Here is a 19316-nt window from a genome sequence, read left to right as displayed (position 1 = left end):
AAACCGTGGACCCGGGCGGATCTCTCCTACCGGCGTGCGCGGCGGGCCTATCGGCTCGAGCTGCGTGGAGACACCGATATCCATCTCGCCGACCTGGTGGTTGGCGCGGACCAAGACGCGCAGGACGACCTGCGCACTCGGGTGCTCGCGCCGCTTGACGACCTCAGCACGGCATCCCGGGAGAAGCTCACCGACACCCTTCGGGCTTGGCTGCTGCACCACGGTCGCCGCGACGACGTCGCACGGGTGCTGTTCGTGCACCCACAGACCGTCCGCTATCGCATGGGCCAGCTGCGCGACCTGTACGGCGACCGACTCACCGATCCAGGCTTCACCCGCGATGCCACCATCGCTCTTACCTGATTCAGCCGCCGAGCGTTTCTTCACTCAAGGCGGCGTTGCTGAAACTCCGCCACAGAAGGTGGCCTCCGCGGCGGGCGCACACCGCGCTGACTGCCCGCGACGGCTAGATCCACGACCCGGCCCCGCAGGACCACGCGCAGTCCACCGAGAGCGGCAGTCAACGAGGGTCGGGCTGGGTCTGCGGCTCGGGGTCGGGTGCCTCACCCGGACCGGGATCGCCGCCCGGAAGAACCTCGGGGAAGGCTGGGTCCGGGAGCTCGGGGGCCTTGGGGGTTTCAGGCTCGTCCTCTGCGGGACCGGCCGGGTCCTGGGCAGGTTCGGGGGGCGCAACGGTCATGGTTTCTCCTCAGGTGGTTGGTCCGACCGTACCCGCGGAGACTCGCCTCAATCGCCCGGCGCGACGTCTGCCAGCGTGGTCGGACGTGGCAGCGGTTCGTTGGTGCTTGCGTGGCTCCGAATTCAGCTAGTCCCAGGAGCCGGAGCGGCCCTGCTTGAGCGACCCGCGTCGCTTCTTGGCGTCGATCCGTCGCTGCCTGGATGCGCGGCTCGGACGGGTCGGCCGGCGGGTCTTGGGTGGCACGATGGCGGCGGACACCAGATCCTCCAGTCGCACGCGCGCGGCCTCGCGGTTGCGATGCTGGGAGCGGTACTGGGACGACACCACCGTGATCGTCCCGTCGACGAGCCGGTTGCTCAGTCGGCGCCGAACGAGCTCCTTCTGACTCTCGGACAGCACGCTGCTGTCGTCGAGCGACCAGATCAGCTCGACCCGCGTGTCCGTCGAGTTGACGTGCTGGCCGCCGGCTCCGGAGGATCGCGAGAACCTCCATGCCATCTCGCCCTCGGGCAGGGGCAGTCGTCCGTGGTGAGTCATCGTTCGCCAGTATGCGGCACGGTCGACCGGTGGAGATCTCGCGGGGACAAGGCTGGGGCTGCGGGGCGGTCAGCCCCCGGCGACGTAGTTGTTGAGCTGGTCGCGCTCGAACTCGAGCTGCTCCATCCGATACTTGACCGCGTCGCCGATGCTGACCACGCCGACGAGCACGCCCTCCTCGATCACGGGAATGTGACGTACGCGGTGCTCGGTCATGATGGCCATGAGCCCACCGAAGGAGTCCGCAGGTGCGCACATCTGGACATCCGAGGTCATGATGTCCGCGACGGTCATGTCGCGCGCGTTCTCCGTCGTCCGCAGCTTGCGGACGATGTCGCGCTCGGAGACGATGCCGCGCATGGTCTTGCCGTCTTCGCTGACGACCAGGGCGCCGACGTTGAGATCGGCCAGCACGTCCAGCAGCTCGCGGATCGTTGCGCCGGGAGAGATGGTGTAGACGGCATCGCTTCCTTTGGAAGCCAGGACATCACTGACGCGCATTCGGTGCACACTCCTCAGGTCGTGTCCTCGCAGCGTAGCCGCGGTCACACCCGAAGGCGAGGACCTTGAGCTACGGGGCTTCGTCGGCCTGCTCGCGGGTGAAGTCGAAGGTGTGCACGTTGTCCGGCTCGCGCTCCGGATCGGGCTCGTCCTCGGGCTCGTCGGTCCAGGAGGGATCGGGCGGACCCTGGTCCGGGAAGTGTCCGAGGTACGCCATTGCGGCGTCATGCAGGCGCCCGTTGGTGGCCAGTGCGTTGTCGCCCCAGGGGCCGGGCTGACCGGCCAGGCTGGTGAACGTGCCACCGGCTTCTCGGACCACGATGTCGAGCGCCGCCATGTCCCACACCTTGAGCTCGGGCTCGGCAGCGATGTCGACCGCACCCTCGGCAAGCAGCATGTAGGACCAGAAGTCGCCGTACGCCCGGGTGCGCCAGCAGCGCCTCAGCAGTGCGGCGAAGGCACCAGCCTTGTCGATCGCGTCCCAGCCGCCGAGCGACGCGTACGAGACCGACGCATGCTCCAGATCCGCGACCTGCGAGACGCGAATCTCCCGCGATGACAGCAGCGACTTGCCGGTGTGCGCGCCGGTGCCCTTGCTGGCCCACCACCGACGGCCGAGCGCGGGTGCGGACACGCAGCCGGCGATGATCTCGCCGTCCTCCTCGAGCGCGATGAGTGTCGCCCAGACGGGCACGCCGCGCACGAAGTTGGACATGCCGTCGATCGGGTCGACGATCCATCGCCGACCGCCGGGACCGGACGTCCCCTCGACCTCCCCGCTCTCCTCGCCGAGAACGATGTCACGGGTGCGCGCGGACTTCAGCGTGCGCCGAATGGCGGCTTCGACAGCCTGGTCGGACTCGGTCACGTAGGTCATGTCGGGCTTGGTGTCGACCTGCAGGTCGATGGCGCCGAAACGGTCCATCGAAAGGCTGTCGGCATTGTCTGCCAGCACGTGAGCGAGGCGCAGATCGTCGTTGTACGAGTGAGCCATGGCCCTCAGAGTACGGCTTTTCCGGCCGGACCCCGCGGACGGCAGGCCGTCGCCGCTGGATCAGTGGTCGTCCTTGGTGTTCATGCTGGCCAGGATGCGTCGGAACGACTCGACTCGCTCCGGAGCGAGCGTCCCGTCGGCCACCGTGATGTCAAGAGCGCACTCGGGCTCGTCCGCCGAATGCAGACAGCCGCGCGGGCAGTCCCGGGTGACATCCTGCAGATCCGGAAAGGCCCTGATCAGGTCGTCGATCTCCACATGGGCGAGCCCGAAGGATCGAATGCCCGGCGTGTCGATGATCCACCCGCCGAACGGCAGCTCGAGGCTGATCGCCGACGTCGACGTGTGCCGGCCGCGACCTGTCACGGCATTGACGTAGCTGACCGACCGGTGGGCGTCGGGCACGACGGCGTTGACCAGGGTCGACTTGCCGACCCCGCTGTGCCCGACCAGGACGCTCACCCGGTTGCGCAGGGCGTTCCGTACAGGGTCGAGGTCTCCGCCCTGCCGGGTGACGACGACTCGAACGCCGAGGGGCTCGAACATCGCGACGAGCTCGTCGGGGGATCCGAGGTCGGACTTGGTGAGGCAGACCAGTGGTTCCATGCCGGCGTCGAAAGCCGCGACGAGGCAGCGGTCGATCAGACCCGCTCGCGGCGGCGGATCGGCCAGGGCGGCCACGATCACGAGCTGATCAGCATTGGCGACGATGATCCGCTCGATGGGATCGTCGTCATCCGCGGTGCGCCGCAGCACGGTCTGGCGGGGAGTGACCTCGACGATTCGGGCCAGCGAGCCCTCGGCGCCCGAGATGTCTCCGACGACCCTGACCCGGTCGCCGACCACGACACCCTTGCGGCCGAGGTTGCGCGACTTCATCGCGGTGATCGTGCGTCCGGCCTCGTCCAACGTGACGGTGTACCGACCACGATCGATCGTCACGACCCGCGCGGTGTCGGCCTCGTCGTAGTTGGGGCGGATCTTGGTGCGCGGCTTGGTGTGACGCCGCGGCCGCTCGAACCTGGCGTGCTCGTCGTCGTCTCTCATGCCATCACGTCCAACGAAAGCTCACTCATGCCATCAACCGCTCCCAGACCGGGGCGAAGTTGGGGTACGTCTTGACCGTCGTCACCACGTTCTCGACGTACAGGTCGGACACCCGTAGCCCCAGCACCACGCCGGCATGGGCCATTCGGTGGTCGTCGTACGTCCGGAAGGTGCTGCCGCGCAGCGGCCGCGGGCGGATCTCGAGTCCGTCATCGAGCTCGTTCGCGTCGCCCCCGAGGCGGTTGATCTCGGTGACCAGGGCCTTGAGCCGGTCGGTCTCGTGTCCGCGCAGATGTGCCACGCCGGTCAGCCTGGACGATTCGGTCGCCAGCGCGGCGATCGCGGCGACGACCGGCGTCAGCTCGCCGACGTCGTGCAGGTCCAGCTCGACACCGTCCAACGTCGATCCTGCGGAGAACACCAGGTCCGCGCCATCCCGTTCCACCGATCCGCCGAAAGCCGGAACGATGGTGCGCCAGGCGTCACCGGCCTGATTGGTGTGCTCGGGCCAGTTGCGGATGCGGATCGTGCCCCCGGTCACGAGTGCTGCTGCTATGAAGACCCCCGCGTTCGACAGATCCGGCTCGATCTCCACGTCCAACGAGCCGACCGGGCCTGGACGGACGTGCCAGCGGTTCGGCTCGTCGGTGTCGACCTGCACTCCGCGGCGACGCAGCTCGGCAACGGTCATGTCGATGTGGGGCATCGACGGCAGCGCACCGCCGTGGTGGCGCAGATCCAGGCCCTGGTCGAAGCGCGCGCCGGCCAGCAGGAGTGCCGACACGAACTGGCTCGACGAGGAGGCGTCAATCTGGACAGTGCCGCCGACCAGGTGGCCGTGTCCGGTCACCGTGAACGGTAGTGCTCCGCGGCCGCCGTCGTCGACCGTGACGCCAAGCTCACGGAGGGTGTCGATCGTGGTTCCCATGGGTCGAACCCGGGCGTGCTCGTCTCCGTCGAACGTCACGGGGTTGCTGCCCAGGGCCGCCAGTACCGGCACGAAGCGCATGACAGTGCCGGCGAGGCCGCAGTCCACCGCGATCGGCTCGTCACGGTCGCTGCGATCGAAAGGGCTGACGGTCCACGTCATGCCTTCCCGCTCGACGGTCGCCCCGAGTGCCGTCAGGGCACCCAGCATCAGTGTCGTGTCTCGCGAACCGAGCGGCCGGGTGATGACCGACGGCCCGTCGGCGAGCGCCGCCAGGATGAGCACCCGATTGGTCAGGGACTTCGACCCCGGGACCAGCACGGTGCCGTCGATGGGCGTGTCGCGGTAGGGCGCGAGCCAAGGCAAGGGGGCGGTCATCGCCCCCAGCCTATCGGCGTCGATCCGCCCTCATCGGGACGTCCTGCGGATCAGCTGCGCAGGTGGTCGATCTGGTCGGCGACGGATGCGGCCGCATCCGAGACCCGGTCCTTGGCCCGGCGGCCGATGAACTTCTTGTGCGGATCTGGGTCGAGCGTGGCCATCAGCAGGCCACCGGCCATCGAGACGTTCTTCAGGAAGTGCGTGCGCTGATTGGCGCGGGCGGCGGGATCGGTCTCGTTCCAGTACTGGTGGCCCGCGACCGTCGTGGCCGGCAATGTCGCCGCGAGACCGAAGGCGGCGAGTCGGGGGAAGCGTCCCGAGGCCAGTGCGAGGCCGCCGATGAGCTGGGCTGCGCCGTTGACGCGGACCAGGTTGGCGCCGTTGATGGGCAGCTCGGGGGCGAGCTTCTTGAGGCGATCGGCCGTCGGCTGGGCCTTTGCCGCCCGGGCACCTGGCTCCTTGAGTGCCATGGCACCTCCGTAGACGAACATCGAGGCGAGCATCGGGCGGGCAACCGTACGCAGGAGGGTCATGACTCATTCATACCCGAACCGTGCACGGAGGCAACCCCATGGCTCACGTCAGAGGCCACACGCCGGAGCGGAACGTCGCGGAGTCGTTGCCACTGACGGGGTCGCCCGGCGCCGAGACCACCACGGTGCCGCGCGGCAGCAGACCGATGGCCTTGACCACGAATGTCGTGCCCCGACCTGCGTCGAGTCGGCTCGTGCAGGTCAACGTTCGAAGTCGTTGGTTGCGTACCGCCGGTCCGCAGGCCCACCCGGGACTGGCGACGCCTCGGAACACGACCGGCCGGCGGAAGGACATCGTGATCGACACGATCTCGTCGGCGGGCCGCCCGGAATTGCTCGCCGTCACGTGGACCGTGATGCGGCGTTGCAGGATCGTGCTGTCGTTCGTGACCCGCACTCCGGCGATGCCGTAGTCGGTGGGTGTGACGGGCTCGATCTCGGGCGTTGACACGGACTTCGCCGCGGGTTCGGGAGCAGGGTCGGTCCCGGGCTCGGGCAAGGGCGGGGGAGCCGGGTCTGCAACCGACACCGGTCTGGGGCTGGCAACCGGTGCGGACGTTGACGTAGGTGGTGGTTCGGCGGTGGTCTGCGGCGTGCTCGGCTCCGCCGTGGAAGGGGAGGGTGGAGCGGGTGAGGTGCGGGGTGCGGACGACGTGCTCGGGGCGTCCTTGCCTCCGAGGCCGGAAGTGACCGCCACGGCTCCCGCGGTCCCGACGGCGACGACGACGATGGCCGCGACCACACCGTTGGTTCCAGCGGCAGAAACCGCACCGCCAACGACCTTGAACGGTGCGAGAAGCGCTTCGGTGACGGTTCCGACCAGGCCCTTGGTGCCGGCCGCCACTCCGGCGCCGACCAAAGCGCCGGTTCCGCTGGCAGCCAGGTAGCCCGTCGCGGCCGATCCAAGCAGGGCGGGCCCGAGCAGTCCGGACAGGCCCGAGTTGATGTCGGCCAGCTCGAGCTGGATCCCGGTGCAGCGACTGCATTCGTCAAGGTGCTCTTCGACCCGGCTGGTGTCTCGAGCGGAGAGTCCCTTGCGGACGTAGGCGCCGAGCAGGCCGGTAGTGCGGTGGCAGCTCTCGTGGAGGGTCGGCGCAAGGTGGCTCTGCAGATAGGCCTGACGCAGGCCCTCGCGGGCGCGGTACGCCAGGGCAGACACGCTGTTGGCGCTCATGGCGAGCAACGGCGCGATGTCGGCAGGCTTCTGACCCTCGACATCGAGGTGCCACAGCACGAGCTGCCAGCGCTCCGGCAAGGACGCGAACGCCGCGGCTGCCGCGCCCTGCTCGAAGGAGAGTGCGGCCGGGTCGACGAACTCGACCGCACGATCCAGCTCCGCCTGGTCTCCGGTCGGTCGGACCCGCTTCTGCTGGCGGATCTGGTCGATGTGCAGCCGGCGCAACGCGGTCAGCAGATAGGCGCGAAAGAACTCATCGGGACCCTTGCCTGACTGGAGCACGGCGAGCACCCGGATGAACGACTCCGCGACCAGATCGCCGGCATCGGGGCCGGGAACCAGCTGGCGGGCCAGAGCCGTCGCGGCGCCGTGGTGCCGGTCGAAAAGCAGGCCGTATGCCGCCGTGTCTCCGCCGCGAACCGCCGTGATCAGCTCGGCGTCGCTCGACTCGATCTCAACGATGCGCGTGTTCGGCACGTGCAGTTCAACGACTCAATCACATCTCGGTCACGAAAAGGTGCCGGTGATCGCGTCATGATCTGCCGGCGCGACCGTCTCACTACTGTCCGACCACGAAAGGAGCACCTGATGTTCGGCTCGGGATTGAATGTGGTGCTCCTTGAGGAGGCCGTCCGCGACGGCCGGTCGGATGTCGCAGAGGTTGCACACGAGGTGGGAGCGAGTGCAGCACTGCAAGGCATCCCGCTCCACGAGGTCCTGGACCACGTGGAGCGGGCGCATGCCGGACACGAGCCGGTTTTCGCAACGACTCGTGCGGCGGCGGTGGCGTGGGCCGAGCGTGCGGTCGTCGTCCGGGCGGACGTCTCGTGTGAGGACCCGCTGACCTCCTTGGCCAGCACTCCGCACGTTCGCTCGCGCCTGGCTGAGCTGTACCGCGGCGCCGAACGCTCAGGACAGCAGGTGGCGAGCTCGCAGGCGCTGGTCGTCGTCGAGCTTCCGCGTGTGGCCTCGGGCCACGGACTGGAGCGCTCGCTCCGGGCACTGGACGTCGCCGAAGCGCTGCGAGCGGTGTTTGCCGGCGACGAGACCATCGCGCAGGTGTCACCCCGCCGCTTTGTCGCGCTGGTTGAAAGGGAGCGCGCCGACGTCGTGACCATGAGCCTGCTGGCCATGACCCTCGACGACGTTCTGGGAGCAATGATTCGGCCGCGACTGTGGGTCGAACATCTCCCGTCGTCGGGCGATGATGTGGCGTCGCTGCTGGCGGACCTGTCGCAGTAGCGATTCGGTCGGTCGCACCGCTTAGGCTCGAGTCATGTGCGGGCGTTACGCGACTACCCAGACCTCGGCCTCGCTGAACCAGGCTTTCGAGGTCGACCTGGCCAACTCGTTCGTCGAGCTCGAGGCCGATTACAACATGGCGCCAACCAAGCTTGCGCCGCTGCTGATCGGGCGGCGATCCGAGGAGCAGGCCGCCGACGCTCCACCCCGGCGTGAGCTCGTGACTGCCCGCTGGGGCCTGATCCCGAGCTGGGCCAAGGACGCGTCGATCGGCAACCGGATGATCAACGCGCGGACCGAGACGGCTGCCGAGAAGCCTGCGTTCAGGAAGGCATTCGCCCGGCGACGCGGCCTGGTGCCGGCCGACGGATACTACGAGTGGTACGCCGGCCGGGCGCGCGAGGGCGAGGCGAAGCCGACGAAGCAACCGTTCTACATCACGCCCAAGGATCGCTCGGTGCTCGCCATGGCGGGGCTCTACGAGTACTGGAAGGACTCGGAGTCCGGCGCCTGGATCACGAGCTTCACGATCCTCACGACAACCGCCGAGGATGAGCTGGGTCAGCTGCACGACCGGATGCCGCTGTTCCTGGAGTCCGAGGCGTACGACGCGTGGCTCGACCCGGCACCGCGGCCGACCGAGCAGCTGCTCGAGCTGCTGGTACCTGCTGCTCCGGGACGCCTGGATGCGTTCCCGGTGTCGACCGCGGTCAACAACGTGCGCAACAACGGACCCGAGCTCATCGTTCCGCTGGCGCCGGAATAGCCGGCCGCTCTCGACGGTTGACGACCACAGGAGGTCTGATGCTGACATACGCGACGAATGGTGCTGAACGGACGATCATGCCGCTCAGCAGGCCCGCCAGGCCGGGAGTAGGCTGGGAGGCAATGACTGTCACCGGCGAGACCCCCGAGAGCGCCGATCCGCGCGAGACTGAGACGGCGCAGGAGCAGCAGGCCCGCTTCGAGGCCGATGCCCTGCCATTCCTGGATCAGCTCTACTCCGCCGCGTTGCGGATGACGCGCAAGCCGCATGACGCGGAGGATCTGGTGCAGGAGACCTTCGCCAAGGCGTTCAGCGCCTTCCACCAGTTCAAGCCGGGGACCAACCTCAAGGCCTGGCTGTACCGGATCCTCACCAACACCTACATCAACTCGTATCGCAAGAAGCAGCGCCAGCCGCAGCAGATCACTGATGAGATCGAGGACTGGCAGATCGCGCGGGCCGAGTCGCACGGCTCCTCGGGGCTCAAGTCCGCTGAGATGGAGGCGCTGGAACACCTCCCGGACAGTGACGTCAAGGATGCGCTGCAGGCGCTTCCGGACGACTTCCGCTATGCGGTCTATCTCGCCGACGTCGAAGGTTTCCCCTACAAGGAGATCGCCGAGATCATGGACACACCGATCGGGACCGTGATGTCGCGCCTGCACCGAGGCCGCCGACTGCTTCGAGAGATGCTCTCGGACTACGCGCGAGATCGCGGTATGGCCGTCACAGGGTCAGGTGACAACACATGAGCTGTGAAGGTCCCGACTGCGTCAAGGCGCTCGAGAATCTCTACCTCTTCCTGGACCGCGAGATTGACACCGCGAGCTCCACGGAGATCCAGTCCCACATCGACGAGTGCAGCGACTGCCTCAGCGAGTACGACCTCGAGCGGGTGGTCAAGACGCTGGTCTCACGGTCGTGCTCCGAGGTGGCTCCCGAGCCGCTCCGAGAGCGGGTGCTGTTCTCGATTCGTACGGTCCAGATCGAGATCACCGAGCAGCGCTCGAGCTAGGCGACAACCACGTAGAACGAAGAAATCCCCGTCCATCGGACGGGGATTTCTTGTTTCACGCGTTGGGGCGCTTGCCGTGGTTGGCGCCCTTCTTGCGACGCGCACGACGCTTGCGGCCAGTCTTGCCCATGGTGATCCTCCTCCGACTTCGACGCCTCAGTCTCCCACAGGCGCGATGCGAGCCAGGAATCGCTCCCGATCGACCACGACCCGCCGGACCTCGCCGGTAGCGAGCACAGTTCCGTCACTGTCGTGGGCCACGACCTGGAAGCGTACGAGTCGACCATCGGTGTGGATCACGGTCGCCGTTGCCGTCACCTGGACGCCGACCCGGGTGGCAGCCAGGTGCTCGAGGTCGACCCGGGTGCCGACACTGGTCTGTGTCGCGTCGAGGACAAGAGCGGCGCAGGTGGCCTCCTCGCACCAGGCCAGGACACGTGGCGTGGCCAGGACGTCGAGGTCACCTGAGCCAAGTGCCCGAGCGGTGTCGTCGACCGTGACCAGATGTGTGACCGTGGCGGTGTCCATGACTCAACCGTACGGCGTCGCGGGGACGGGGGGCCAGACCACGAGAGCGAATGCGATAAGGTTAGGCAACCCTGATTTGAGGAGTCATCCGTGAAGATCAATCGACTGGCCGGAGCGCTGGTGGCCATCGCGACGATCCTGCCACTGGGCGCCTGCGGCGGCCAGGACAAGCCGTCGATCACGGTGTACAACGCCCAGCACGAAGAGCTTCTCACCGCACTGACTCCGATCTTCACCAAGGAGACCGGTATCGAGGTCAAGCTGAGGAATGGCAGTGATTTCGAGCTTGCCAATCAGCTCGTGCAGGAGGGCAAGGCCTCGCCCGCCGACGTGTTCCTCACCGAGAACTCCCCGGCCATGTCGTTGGTCGAGGGCAAGGGCCTGCTCTCGGGTCTGAATCGCTCGACGCTGGACCTGGTGCCCCAGCAGTACCGCGCCCGCAGCGGCGCGTGGATGGGCTTCGCTGCCAGATCCACCGTGCTGGTCTACAACACGGATGCGGTACGCAGAGCGGATCTGCCGAAGTCGCTCCTCGACCTGGCCGATCCGAAGTGGAAGGGCAAGGTCGCATTCTCCCCGACCGGAGCCGACTTCCAGGCGATCGTCAGCGCCGTCCTGGAGCTCGAGGGGGAGGGCGCAGCCCGGCGCTGGTTGGCTGGACTCAAAGCCAATGGCACGGTCTACCAGGGCAACAACGTCGTGCTCAAGGAGGTCAACGCCGGCGCGATCGACACCGGCGTGATCTATCACTACTACTGGTACCGCGACCAGCAGGAGTCCGGCGACAACAGCAACGACTCGGCGGTGCACTACTTCGGTGACCAGGATCCGGGCGCCTTCCTCAGCGTCTCCGGAGCAGGGGTGCTCAAGTCCAGCAAGCGACAGACCGATGCCCAGAAGTTCGTCGCGTTCCTCGCCGGTCGCACCGGGCAGCAGGCCATCGCAGACAGCTACGCGTTGGAGTACCCGCTCAATGCCGACATCGACCTCGGGCAGGGCGTCAAGCCGTTGTCCGAGCTCGAGCCGCCCGCCATCGACCTCTCGTCGCTCAACGGCCCCACCGTCATCGCGATGATGCAGAGCGAGGGCTTCCTCTGAGCGGCGTGCAGGCGCGCCGGGCGGCGCATCACGGGCAGCGGGAGGGTGCCCCGCGATCACTCGTGCTGGTGTCCGTCGCGGTGGCCGGTTTCGCGCTGATCCCGCTGGGCTATGTCGTGATCTACGCCGCGACCCTCGGCGGTCACGAGATCTGGGACCTGCTGGTCCGGCCGCGAGTGGGCGAGCTGTTGTCGAACACCGTCGGGCTGGTGATCGGCGGCTGTCTGGCGAGCGCCGTCCTGGGCGTCGGCTGCGCCTGGATCGTCGAGCGCACCGACGTCCCGGGACGCACGATCTGGCACGTGTTGGCCGCGGCGCCGCTGGCCATCCCGGCGTTCGTCAACAGCTACGGCTGGTCGTCGTTGTCGTCGGGGATCGAGGGATATCGAGGCGCCCTGCTGGTGGTGACGCTCTCGTACTTCCCCCTGGTGTACCTGCCGACCGCAGCGGCCCTGCGCGGGCTCGACCCCGCGCTCGAGGAGGTCGCTCGATCGCTCGGCAACTCGTCCGCGTGGACATTCGCACGAGTTGTGCTGCCACAGCTCAGGCCGGCCATGATCGGGGGCGCGTTGCTGGTCGGTCTGCACCTGCTCGCGGAGTTCGGGGCGCTGCAGATGTTGCGCTTCCCGACCTTCACGACGGCGATCTACGATCAGTACAACTCCTCGTTCAACAGCGCCGGAGCGAACGTGATCGCCTCGGTGCTGGTGCTGTGCTGCCTGGTCCTGCTGATGATCGACCTGCGGTTGCGTTCGGACCGCAGGTTCGCGCGGATCGGCAGCGGGGTCCTCCGGCATGCTGAACCAGTCCGCCTCGGTCGCTGGCGCAACCCCGTCCTGCTGGCACTGCTGCTGCTGTCGTCCGGATCCCTCGGGGTGCCGTTGTACAGCCTGATGCGCTGGCTCGTCATCGGATCGTCGACGGCTTTCCCGGCCGGCGAGATCGCGTCAGCTGCTGGCACCTCGGTGGGCCTGGGTCTGCTCGCAGCCGCAATCACCGTCGCATTGTCGGTACCGGTGGTATGGCTCGCGGTGCGCTATCGCTCGCGTCGTGCCACCACGATCGAACGCAGCGCCTACGTCGCCAACGCTCTCCCTGGCATCGTCGTTGCGCTGGCACTCGTGACGGTGTCGATCAACTACCTTCCAGCGACCTACCAGACGTACGGACTGCTGGTGGCCGCCTACTCGATCATGTTCCTGCCCCGAGCGTTGGTGAGCGTGCGATCGGCCGTTGAGCAGTCGCCCCCAGTCCTGGAGGATGTCGCCCACGGGCTGGGCGCTGGGCGGCTCACGACCGCTCGCCGTGTGACACTTCCGCTGATCGCGCCCGGAATCGGGGCTGGCTGCGCACTGGTCTTTCTCGCCGTGACGACCGAGCTGACCGCGACCCTCCTGCTGGCCCCGATCGGGACGGCGACGCTGGCAACGCAGTTCTGGTCCAGCTCGTCGTCCGTCGCCTACGGGGCTGCGGCCCCGTACGCCCTGGTGATGATATTGATCTCGTTGCCCGCGACCTACCTGTTGAGTCGCCGGCCGTCCCTCGGAGGTGCCGCATGACGGGCCTGTTGGTCTCGGACATCCACAAGTCGTACGGGCCGCTTCGCGTGCTGGACGGCGTGAATCTGGCAATCCCTACCGGATCCGTCGTCGCCGTGCTCGGTCCGTCAGGCGGCGGCAAGACGACGCTGCTGCGCATCATCGCGGGTTTCCTGGACGCCGATTCAGGTTCGATCAGCGCCGCGGATCGTTCCCTGGTCCGTGACGGCCGCGGCCTGTCACCGCAACGACGCGGGATCGGGTACGTGCCGCAGGAGGGGGCGCTGTTCCCGCATCTGGATGTCGCGGCAAACGTGATGTTCGGCATTCGGGGCGGTGCCCGCCGCACGTTCGACCTCGAGGCCGTCCTCGCGCTGGTGGGCCTGGATCCCGCCCTGGCTCGACGGCAGCCACACCAGCTCTCCGGGGGGCAGCAGCAACGCGTTGCGCTGGCCCGTGCGCTTGCCCCCCGCCCGGACGTCGTCCTTCTCGACGAGCCGTTCTCGTCCCTCGATGCCAGTCTCCGGGTCGAGACCGGCCGGGCAGTGGTGCGGGCGTTGCGGTCGACCGGCGCCACGGCGATCCTGGTGACGCACGACCAGGACGAAGCGTTGGCGCTGTGTGACCAGGTGGCTGTGCTGCGTGATGGACGTGTCGCCCAGGTCGCTCCGCCGGCCGAGCTCTATCGTTCGCCGGTCGATCAGGCCGTCGCCCGCTTCGTGGGCAGCGTCATCGTGCTTCGCGGAATCGTTGCCGACGGCGTGGCCACCTGTGCACTCGGTCGGCTTGCCGTGGCGCCCGGCGGTCCGGAGGGAGAGGTGGACGTCCTGGTACGTCCTGAGCAGCTCGTGATCACTGCCGACGGGCACGGGGCGAGGGCGCGGGTCGACGAGGTCAACTTCTTCGGCCACGACGCCACACTGCGCCTGACCCTGCTCGACGACGGCCAGCTGGTGGACGCCCGGGTGATGGGATCCGGCCTGCCTGCCGTTGGAGAGCACCTCACGGTTGCCGTGACTGGGCAGGTCACCGTGTTCGCGGCCGCGGGGACGCCGTGATTGCTGAGCGCAGCTCCTTTGCAGGCCTGAGGTCGAATGGAAGCCGCGCCGCACTGATCACCCGGGACACGACTCTGAGCCACGCCGACGTGGCAGACCGGATCGACGCTCATCGTGAGGTCTTGACTGATCGCAAGCGGCTTGTCGTGGTCAGTGGCAGCAACTCGGTCGAGGCCGTGATCGCCTACCTCGCGGCCATGGCGCACGGTCACGCGGTCGCCTTGGTGCCCGGGGACAGTCCGGCCGCCCTGGCCGGCATCGTGGACGCGTACGACCCCGATGTCGTGTGGGACCCCTTGACGGAAGGATTCGTCGAGCGACGAAGCGGGTCTCGGCACGATCTGCATCCTGAGCTGGCCCTGCTGATGTCGACCTCTGGGTCGACTGGATCGCCCAAGCTCGTTCGGCTCAGTCAGGACAGCGTCGTATGCAACGCCCTGAGCATTGCCGACTACCTGCACATCGACGACGACCATCGCGCGATCACGACCCTGCCGATGTATTACAGCTACGGACTCTCTGTCGTCAACAGTCACCTGCTGTCCGGCGGGGGCCTGGTCATGACCGACTGGTCCGTCGTCGACAGCTGTCTGTGGGATCTTGCCCAGGATGCTCGCGCCACCTCGTTCGCGGGGGTGCCGTACACCTTCGATCTGTTGGATTCGACCGACTTCGTCGATCGCGATCTGCCGGCGCTGCGCCACGTGACCCAGGCGGGCGGGCGGATGGCCCCTGAGCGGATCACCGCGTACGCGCGACTGGGCCGCGAGCGTGGGTGGGACTTCTACGCGATGTACGGCCAGACCGAGGCAACGGCGCGCATGGCCTACCTTCCGCCAGAGACGGCCTTGGTCCGGCCCGAGGTGCTGGGCGTGCCGATCCCGGGAGGCGCAGTCTCGCTCGAGCCCGATCCAGAGCTCGATGATGGCGTCGGCGAACTGGTCTACACCGGCCCCAACGTCATGATGGGCTACGCGACGGCACCGGCCGACCTGGCCCGCGGACCAGAGGTCACCGAGCTGCGGACAGGTGACCTCGCCCGGCAGCACAGTGACGGAAGTCTGGAGTGGGTCGGTCGCCGGAATCGGATCGGAAAGGTCGCCGGCCTCCGAATCGACCTCGACCTGGCCGAGCGCGCCCTCGACGGGCTGGGTGAGGAGGTGCGGTGCGTCTCAGCCGGCGATCATGTGACGGCTTGGGTCGATGGGGTGCCGGACATCCCGCGGATCCGGCCCGCCCTGGCTGCGCACTGCGGATTGCCCGAGCACCTCGTGAGGGTCCGCCCGGTGTCGAGCATGCCTCGAACCCCGACCGGAAAGACCGATTACTCGACGCTGCAGAAGCGGGCGCACGCAAGCTCGGACCAGTCTCCCCGAACGGCGGCGCCGGAGGCAGGTTCGACGCGGCTCCAGCAGGTCCGAGACCTGTACGCCGAGCTGCTGGCCCGACCCGGGGCGACCCTCGACGACAGCTTCACCACGCTGCGCGGAGACTCGTTGTCGTACGTCGAGCTGTCAGTGCGACTCGGGCAGCTCGGGATCGCAACACCACGAGGCTGGCACCGACGCCCGATTCGCGAGCTCGTCACCCGCCCGCCCCGCTCGCCCGGAGTTGACGTCGAGATGTCGATCGTGCTGCGCTGCGTCGCGATCCTGCTGGTGCTGGGCACGCACGCCAACCTCTGGACGATGCCGGGTGGTGCGCACGTCCTGCTCGCCGTGGTGGGCTACAACTTCGCCCGATTCCAGCTGTCGGATCGAGCCCGCGTGGACCGGCTGCGCGGTGGCCTCGCATCGGTGGCCCGACTCGCTCTCCCGTGCATGGTGTGGATCGGCGGGGTCGCAGTCCTGCTGGGGACATATCGCGCCGGCACGGTGTTCTTCCTCAATGGCCTTGAAGGCAGCGACACCTGGACCGTTCAGTGGCAGTTCTGGTTTCTCGAGGTCGTCATCTGGACGCAGGTCGTCGTGCTGGCGGCTCTCGCGCTGCCAAGGGTCCATCGGTGGGAGCGGCGTGCGCCGTTCCGGTTCGCGCTGTCGCTCCTGGCAGGCGCGGTGTTGCTCCGGTACGCCTTGACCGGGGTCGAGGCCGGGCCGACCGAGCGGTACACGCCCTCGATCGTGCTGTGGTGCTTCCTGCTGGGCTGGGTCGTGGAACGAGCTGACGGCACGCGGCAGCGCGTCATCGTCTCGCTGGCGGCCGCCGTGGCGGTGGCGGGCTTCTTCGGTGACCCGCGTCGCGAGGTGGTGGTCGTCGCCGGAGTCCTGCTGCTGGTGTGGGTGCAGACCATCGCGTTGCCGCTGTGGCTTGCCCGGACCACCGCGACCCTCGCCGCGGCCTCGCTGTACATCTACTTGACCCAGTGGCAGATCTACCCGTACCTGGAGGACCGCGTGCCGATGCTCGCAGTGCTCACCTCGCTGGCCGGGGGACTGGCTTACCGGTACGTGTGGGAATCGATCAGCGGATCGGCCCGCCGGACTCTCCGCCGGCGAACTTCGACGCCGATCACGCCGCTCACGTCGTGAGCGAGAACGCCCACAGATCGACATTGGGAGAGGGCTCGAAGTCGAGCTCCGGTCGGCGGATGAAACCGAACGCCTCGTAGAGCCGGTGCGCCGGTGCCATCACGGACAGCGAGCACAACATGACCTCGGCGAGTCCCTCGGCGCGTGCCCGGTCCAAGCACGCCGCCACCAGGGCGCGGCCCACGCCGAGCCGGCGGGCGTGCGGCGCGACCGAGAGCGTGCGGAACTCGCCCTGGTGCGGCTCGGTCGCGAGCTGGGCGAACGGTGAGCCGTAGGGACACCACGTCACGGTGCCCAGCAGGCGGTCGCCCTCGACAGCGACCAGCAGATCAGCGTCCTGGCCGCGGGGCGCGGCATTTGCGAGCCAGTCGCCGTACCCATGGTCGAACGTTCCGTCGGGCAACGTGAGGTAGTTGTCTGCGTCATATCCCGCGACGGTCAGCTTCCCGACGGCGACGAACTCCTCCTCCCGTGCGGGTCGCACCAACACCTCAGATGCCGGTGGTGTTGCGCGGATAGGCAGCGTTCACGTCGGTCATGACGTTGACGAGGTAGGGCACGCCGGAGGCGAATGCGCGATCGATGGCGGGTCCGATCTGGTTCGGATCGGTCACCATCTCGCCGCCGCCGCCCAGCGCGGTCACCACCTGGTCGTAGCGGGTCTGCGGCGCCAGGTCTGCTGCCACGTCGTAGCCGTACAGCCATTGCATGGGCCCCTTCTCCAACCCCCAGGCAGAGTTGTTGCCCACGATCATGACGACCGGCAAATCGTGCCGGACGAGGCTGTCCACATCCATCAGCGACATCCCCGCGGCGCCATCTCCGTAGAGCAGCACGACCTGGCTCGAAGGCCGTGCGATGCGGGCGGCCATCGCGGCGCCCATGCCAGCGCCGAGACAGCCGTACGGCCCGGGATCGAGCCAGCCACCGGGCCGGGTGGGTTCGACGAACTTGCCGGCGAACGACACGAAGTCGCCGCCGTCGCCGATCACGACAGCGTCGTCAGCCAGGCGGGGCAGCAGCTCGCCGTAGATGCGCGCGGGGTGGATGGGGTCGGCCTCGGCCCGGAGCAGCTCACTGTCGCGCTGGGTGGCCGCCGCAACCTCGGTCTGCAGGCCCGTGAGCCACGTCGACCAGTCGGGCCGGCTGCCGGACGACGACTGCAGCGCCTCGAGCAGACCGGTGAAGACCGTCGTGAGGTCGCCACTGACCGATGCCGCCAGTTCTGCGTGGGTGGAAACCTGTCCAGGGGAGTCCGCGATGTGCACGGTGCGTGCCGCGATCGTGTCGTCCTTGCCGCCGAAGATGCCGTAACCGAGACGAAAGTCCAGGGGAGTGCCGACGACGATCACCAGATCGGCGCCGTTGAACGAGGTCGACCGCGCCTTGGTCACAAGCTGCGGATGGCCGCCGGGGATGATGCCGCGGCCCATGCCGTTCGCGATCACCGGGATGCCGGTCTCCTGAACGAAGTGCAGCGCTGCGTCCTCGGCGTGATCGGCCCACACGTCGGTGCCGAGCACGAGCACCGGTCGAGCTGAACCAGCGAGCAGGCCGGCAATTCGTCCGACTGCCGCGGAGTCGGGCTCGATCGGTGCAGTCGTGTTGCCCTTCGACTGGGTGCTGACGCTGGTGCTGTTGAAGAACTCATCCATTGGAACGTCCACGAAGGTCGGTCCGCGGTGCGAGGAACCGGCGAGGGTGAACGCGTCGTCCATCGTCGGAGCGATGTCGTCAACCGTCCGTGCAGTGGTCGAAGACTTCGAGATGCTCTCGACGATCGGCGGCTGGTCCAGCTCTTGAAGACTTCCCGAGCCCCACCGATTGTTGGGAGCCCGACCGCCGACCACGACGAGCGGGGAGCCGGAGAAGCTGGCCTGGGCGATGGGACTGACTCCGTTGGTCACGCCCGGACCTGCAGTCAGCACCGCGAGTCCGGGCTTGCGGGTCAGCTTGCCGATCGCTTCGGCCGCGAACACGGCCGTCGGCTCGTGGCGCACGTCGATGATCGGCATGGCCGGCTCGGCCTTGACGGCGGCGTCGTACATCGGGAACACGTGGGCACCCGACAGGGTGAACATGTGCTCGACGCCATGCGCACGTGCCACGTCAACGGCGTGGACTCCGCCGTGACCTTCTCTGGGTTCGGTCTCGCTCATGTGACGCAGGTTACTGGACGGTACTCAGCGATGATCAGGAGAGCGGTCGCGCACGGGTGGTCGGGCGGTAGAGCCATGGGCTCTCGGCCCGAATCTGGTCGAGCACAGCAAGCAGCAGATCGGCCCGGTGAGCGGGTTGCTCGGCGAAGAGGTCAGCGTCTGCACGCAGATCGTCGCGGCCCTGCACGCCGAGAGCGAGCTGGAGGTGCAGCGCTCGCAAGAACGATGACGCGTTACGCACGCCAGGTGACGGCCACTCGGCCTCGAGATGTCCGCGGGTCCTCGGCGGCTTGATCCCCGCACCGAGCCGGGCCAGCCACGGCTCGATGAGGACAGGATCCAGCTCGTTGCGGTGCAGCAAGGTCATGACGGCGTACGCCAGCCGGTCGTCCTCGCCGTGCCGCCAGATGTACGCCGTCGGCGTCAGGACCCGGTCGGCGATGACGTCGAGCAGCACCGTGAGCTCGAGCCGGCCGAAGTGGCGGGATCGGGCCAGCGCGGCCAGGAGATCGGCGCCATGGGCGATCGAGTTGGCCCAGCCCTGCTCGGGAATCCAGCCGCGATGGTCCTGCTCGCGGACGTACCA

The 19316-nt window shown here is 68.0% G+C and carries 22 protein-coding genes; 9 read left to right on the top strand and 13 right to left on the bottom strand.

Annotation, left to right across the window (positions count from 1 at the left end; translation table 11 throughout):
- A partial coding sequence (locus WB461_RS02775; protein WP_423851195.1) for a helix-turn-helix domain-containing protein occupies positions 1-363 on the top strand: 363 nt, incomplete at its 5' end.
- A 157-nt stretch (positions 364-520) separates the two neighbouring features.
- Here WB461_RS02775 and WB461_RS02770 read toward each other — a convergent pair.
- From WB461_RS02770 to WB461_RS02735, 8 genes are all read right to left on the bottom strand, one after another.
- Positions 521-700, bottom strand: coding sequence for a hypothetical protein (locus WB461_RS02770; protein WP_423851194.1), 180 nt, complete (start codon positions 698-700; stop codon positions 521-523).
- Between the two features lie 126 nt (positions 701-826).
- Positions 827-1237, bottom strand: coding sequence for an alternative ribosome rescue aminoacyl-tRNA hydrolase ArfB (arfB, locus tag WB461_RS02765; RefSeq protein ID WP_423851193.1), 411 nt, complete (start codon positions 1235-1237; stop codon positions 827-829).
- Between the two features lie 69 nt (positions 1238-1306).
- Positions 1307-1738 (bottom strand): CBS domain-containing protein, encoded by a 432-nt coding sequence (locus WB461_RS02760; protein WP_423851192.1) that lies wholly within the window; start codon positions 1736-1738, stop codon positions 1307-1309.
- A gap of 70 nt (positions 1739-1808) precedes the next feature.
- Complete coding sequence (locus tag WB461_RS02755) at positions 1809-2732, bottom strand: inositol monophosphatase family protein (RefSeq protein ID WP_423851191.1); 924 nt, start codon at positions 2730-2732, stop codon at positions 1809-1811.
- Positions 2733-2792: 60 nt separating this feature from the next.
- Positions 2793-3779: a ribosome small subunit-dependent GTPase A gene (gene rsgA, locus WB461_RS02750; RefSeq protein WP_423851190.1), complete on the bottom strand. Its 987-nt coding sequence runs from the start codon at positions 3777-3779 to the stop codon at positions 2793-2795.
- Between the two features lie 25 nt (positions 3780-3804).
- Entirely contained in the window at positions 3805-5085 is a 1281-nt protein-coding gene (aroA, locus tag WB461_RS02745; protein ID WP_423851189.1) for a 3-phosphoshikimate 1-carboxyvinyltransferase, read from the bottom strand.
- A gap of 50 nt (positions 5086-5135) precedes the next feature.
- Positions 5136-5621 (bottom strand): DoxX family protein, encoded by a 486-nt coding sequence (locus WB461_RS02740; protein ID WP_423851188.1) that lies wholly within the window; start codon positions 5619-5621, stop codon positions 5136-5138.
- 43 nt (positions 5622-5664) lie between these two features.
- A complete protein-coding gene (locus WB461_RS02735) occupies positions 5665-7275 on the bottom strand; it encodes a sigma-70 family RNA polymerase sigma factor (RefSeq protein WP_423851187.1) in 1611 nt (536 codons plus the stop codon).
- A gap of 111 nt (positions 7276-7386) precedes the next feature.
- On the opposite strand from WB461_RS02735, the gene WB461_RS02730 reads away from it, so the two are divergent.
- From WB461_RS02730 to rsrA, 4 genes are all read left to right on the top strand, one after another.
- The gene (locus WB461_RS02730) at positions 7387-8040 is read left to right on the top strand and encodes a hypothetical protein (protein ID WP_423851186.1); all 654 of its coding nucleotides are present in this window, start codon (positions 7387-7389) and stop codon (positions 8038-8040) included.
- A 34-nt stretch (positions 8041-8074) separates the two neighbouring features.
- Positions 8075-8806: an SOS response-associated peptidase gene (locus WB461_RS02725; RefSeq protein WP_423851185.1), complete on the top strand. Its 732-nt coding sequence runs from the start codon at positions 8075-8077 to the stop codon at positions 8804-8806.
- Positions 8807-8928: 122 nt separating this feature from the next.
- Positions 8929-9558 carry a sigma-70 family RNA polymerase sigma factor gene (locus WB461_RS02720; RefSeq protein ID WP_423851184.1) on the top strand — a complete coding sequence of 210 codons (630 nt, stop codon included), beginning with the start codon at positions 8929-8931 and terminating at the stop codon, positions 9556-9558.
- Positions 9555-9821, top strand: coding sequence for a mycothiol system anti-sigma-R factor (gene rsrA / locus WB461_RS02715; RefSeq protein WP_423851183.1), 267 nt, complete (start codon positions 9555-9557; stop codon positions 9819-9821). The genes WB461_RS02720 and rsrA overlap by 4 nt, the downstream gene beginning before the upstream one ends.
- 55 nt (positions 9822-9876) lie before the next feature.
- On the opposite strand, the gene WB461_RS02710 is transcribed toward rsrA, so the two are convergent.
- Complete coding sequence (locus tag WB461_RS02710; protein ID WP_369797015.1) at positions 9877-9951, bottom strand: 50S ribosomal protein bL37; 75 nt, start codon at positions 9949-9951, stop codon at positions 9877-9879.
- Positions 9952-9977: 26 nt separating this feature from the next.
- The gene (locus tag WB461_RS02705) at positions 9978-10349 is read right to left on the bottom strand and encodes a thioesterase family protein (protein ID WP_423851182.1); all 372 of its coding nucleotides are present in this window, start codon (positions 10347-10349) and stop codon (positions 9978-9980) included.
- Positions 10350-10439: 90 nt separating this feature from the next.
- Between WB461_RS02705 and WB461_RS02700 the strand changes: the two genes are divergently transcribed.
- The 4 genes from WB461_RS02700 (at position 10440) to WB461_RS02685 (ending at position 16571) form a co-directional block, all read left to right on the top strand.
- On the top strand, positions 10440-11447 hold the full coding sequence (locus WB461_RS02700) for an iron ABC transporter substrate-binding protein (protein WP_423851181.1): 1008 nt from the start codon (positions 10440-10442) through the stop codon (positions 11445-11447).
- Between the two features lie 5 nt (positions 11448-11452).
- Positions 11453-13006: an ABC transporter permease gene (locus tag WB461_RS02695; protein WP_423851180.1), complete on the top strand. Its 1554-nt coding sequence runs from the start codon at positions 11453-11455 to the stop codon at positions 13004-13006.
- Positions 13003-14043 carry an ABC transporter ATP-binding protein gene (locus WB461_RS02690; RefSeq protein ID WP_423851179.1) on the top strand — a complete coding sequence of 347 codons (1041 nt, stop codon included), beginning with the start codon at positions 13003-13005 and terminating at the stop codon, positions 14041-14043. Before WB461_RS02695 ends, WB461_RS02690 begins: the two co-directional genes overlap by 4 nt.
- A gap of 122 nt (positions 14044-14165) precedes the next feature.
- The gene (locus WB461_RS02685; RefSeq protein WP_423851178.1) at positions 14166-16571 is read left to right on the top strand and encodes an AMP-binding protein; all 2406 of its coding nucleotides are present in this window, start codon (positions 14166-14168) and stop codon (positions 16569-16571) included.
- On the opposite strand, the gene WB461_RS02680 is transcribed toward WB461_RS02685, so the two are convergent.
- The 3 genes from WB461_RS02680 to WB461_RS02670 form a co-directional block, all read right to left on the bottom strand.
- A complete protein-coding gene (locus WB461_RS02680) occupies positions 16561-17055 on the bottom strand; it encodes a GNAT family N-acetyltransferase (protein ID WP_423851177.1) in 495 nt (164 codons plus the stop codon). The genes WB461_RS02685 and WB461_RS02680 overlap by 11 nt on opposite strands.
- A 7-nt stretch (positions 17056-17062) precedes the next feature.
- Positions 17063-18730 carry an acetolactate synthase gene (locus WB461_RS02675; protein ID WP_423851176.1) on the bottom strand — a complete coding sequence of 556 codons (1668 nt, stop codon included), beginning with the start codon at positions 18728-18730 and terminating at the stop codon, positions 17063-17065.
- Positions 18731-18764: 34 nt separating this feature from the next.
- On the bottom strand, positions 18765-19316 hold a 552-nt coding region (locus tag WB461_RS02670), incomplete at its 5' end, for a DUF2785 domain-containing protein (protein ID WP_423851175.1).

Origin of the sequence: Aeromicrobium sp. (genome assembly GCF_049587115.1) — a bacterium.
Lineage (GTDB): Bacteria > Actinomycetota > Actinomycetes > Propionibacteriales > Nocardioidaceae > Aeromicrobium.
The sequence above is the reverse complement of the archived record's forward strand: the minus strand, read 5'-3'. Positions and strand labels throughout refer to the sequence as shown.

Coding starts and splice junctions, on each gene's coding strand:
- WB461_RS02740 (WP_423851188.1), bottom strand. CDS start 5,621: ATGACCCTCCTGCGTACGGTTGCCCGCCCGATGCTCGCCTCGATGTTC.
- aroA (WP_423851189.1), bottom strand. CDS start 5,085: ATGACCGCCCCCTTGCCTTGGCTCGCGCCCTACCGCGACACGCCCATC.
- WB461_RS02760 (WP_423851192.1), bottom strand. CDS start 1,738: ATGCGCGTCAGTGATGTCCTGGCTTCCAAAGGAAGCGATGCCGTCTAC.
- WB461_RS02690 (WP_423851179.1), top strand. CDS start 13,003: ATGACGGGCCTGTTGGTCTCGGACATCCACAAGTCGTACGGGCCGCTT.
- rsrA (WP_423851183.1), top strand. CDS start 9,555: ATGAGCTGTGAAGGTCCCGACTGCGTCAAGGCGCTCGAGAATCTCTAC.
- WB461_RS02705 (WP_423851182.1), bottom strand. CDS start 10,349: ATGGACACCGCCACGGTCACACATCTGGTCACGGTCGACGACACCGCT.
- rsgA (WP_423851190.1), bottom strand. CDS start 3,779: ATGAGAGACGACGACGAGCACGCCAGGTTCGAGCGGCCGCGGCGTCAC.
- WB461_RS02725 (WP_423851185.1), top strand. CDS start 8,075: ATGTGCGGGCGTTACGCGACTACCCAGACCTCGGCCTCGCTGAACCAG.
- arfB (WP_423851193.1), bottom strand. CDS start 1,237: ATGACTCACCACGGACGACTGCCCCTGCCCGAGGGCGAGATGGCATGG.
- WB461_RS02720 (WP_423851184.1), top strand. CDS start 8,929: ATGACTGTCACCGGCGAGACCCCCGAGAGCGCCGATCCGCGCGAGACT.
- WB461_RS02730 (WP_423851186.1), top strand. CDS start 7,387: ATGTTCGGCTCGGGATTGAATGTGGTGCTCCTTGAGGAGGCCGTCCGC.
- WB461_RS02755 (WP_423851191.1), bottom strand. CDS start 2,732: ATGGCTCACTCGTACAACGACGATCTGCGCCTCGCTCACGTGCTGGCA.
- WB461_RS02675 (WP_423851176.1), bottom strand. CDS start 18,730: ATGAGCGAGACCGAACCCAGAGAAGGTCACGGCGGAGTCCACGCCGTT.
- WB461_RS02770 (WP_423851194.1), bottom strand. CDS start 700: ATGACCGTTGCGCCCCCCGAACCTGCCCAGGACCCGGCCGGTCCCGCA.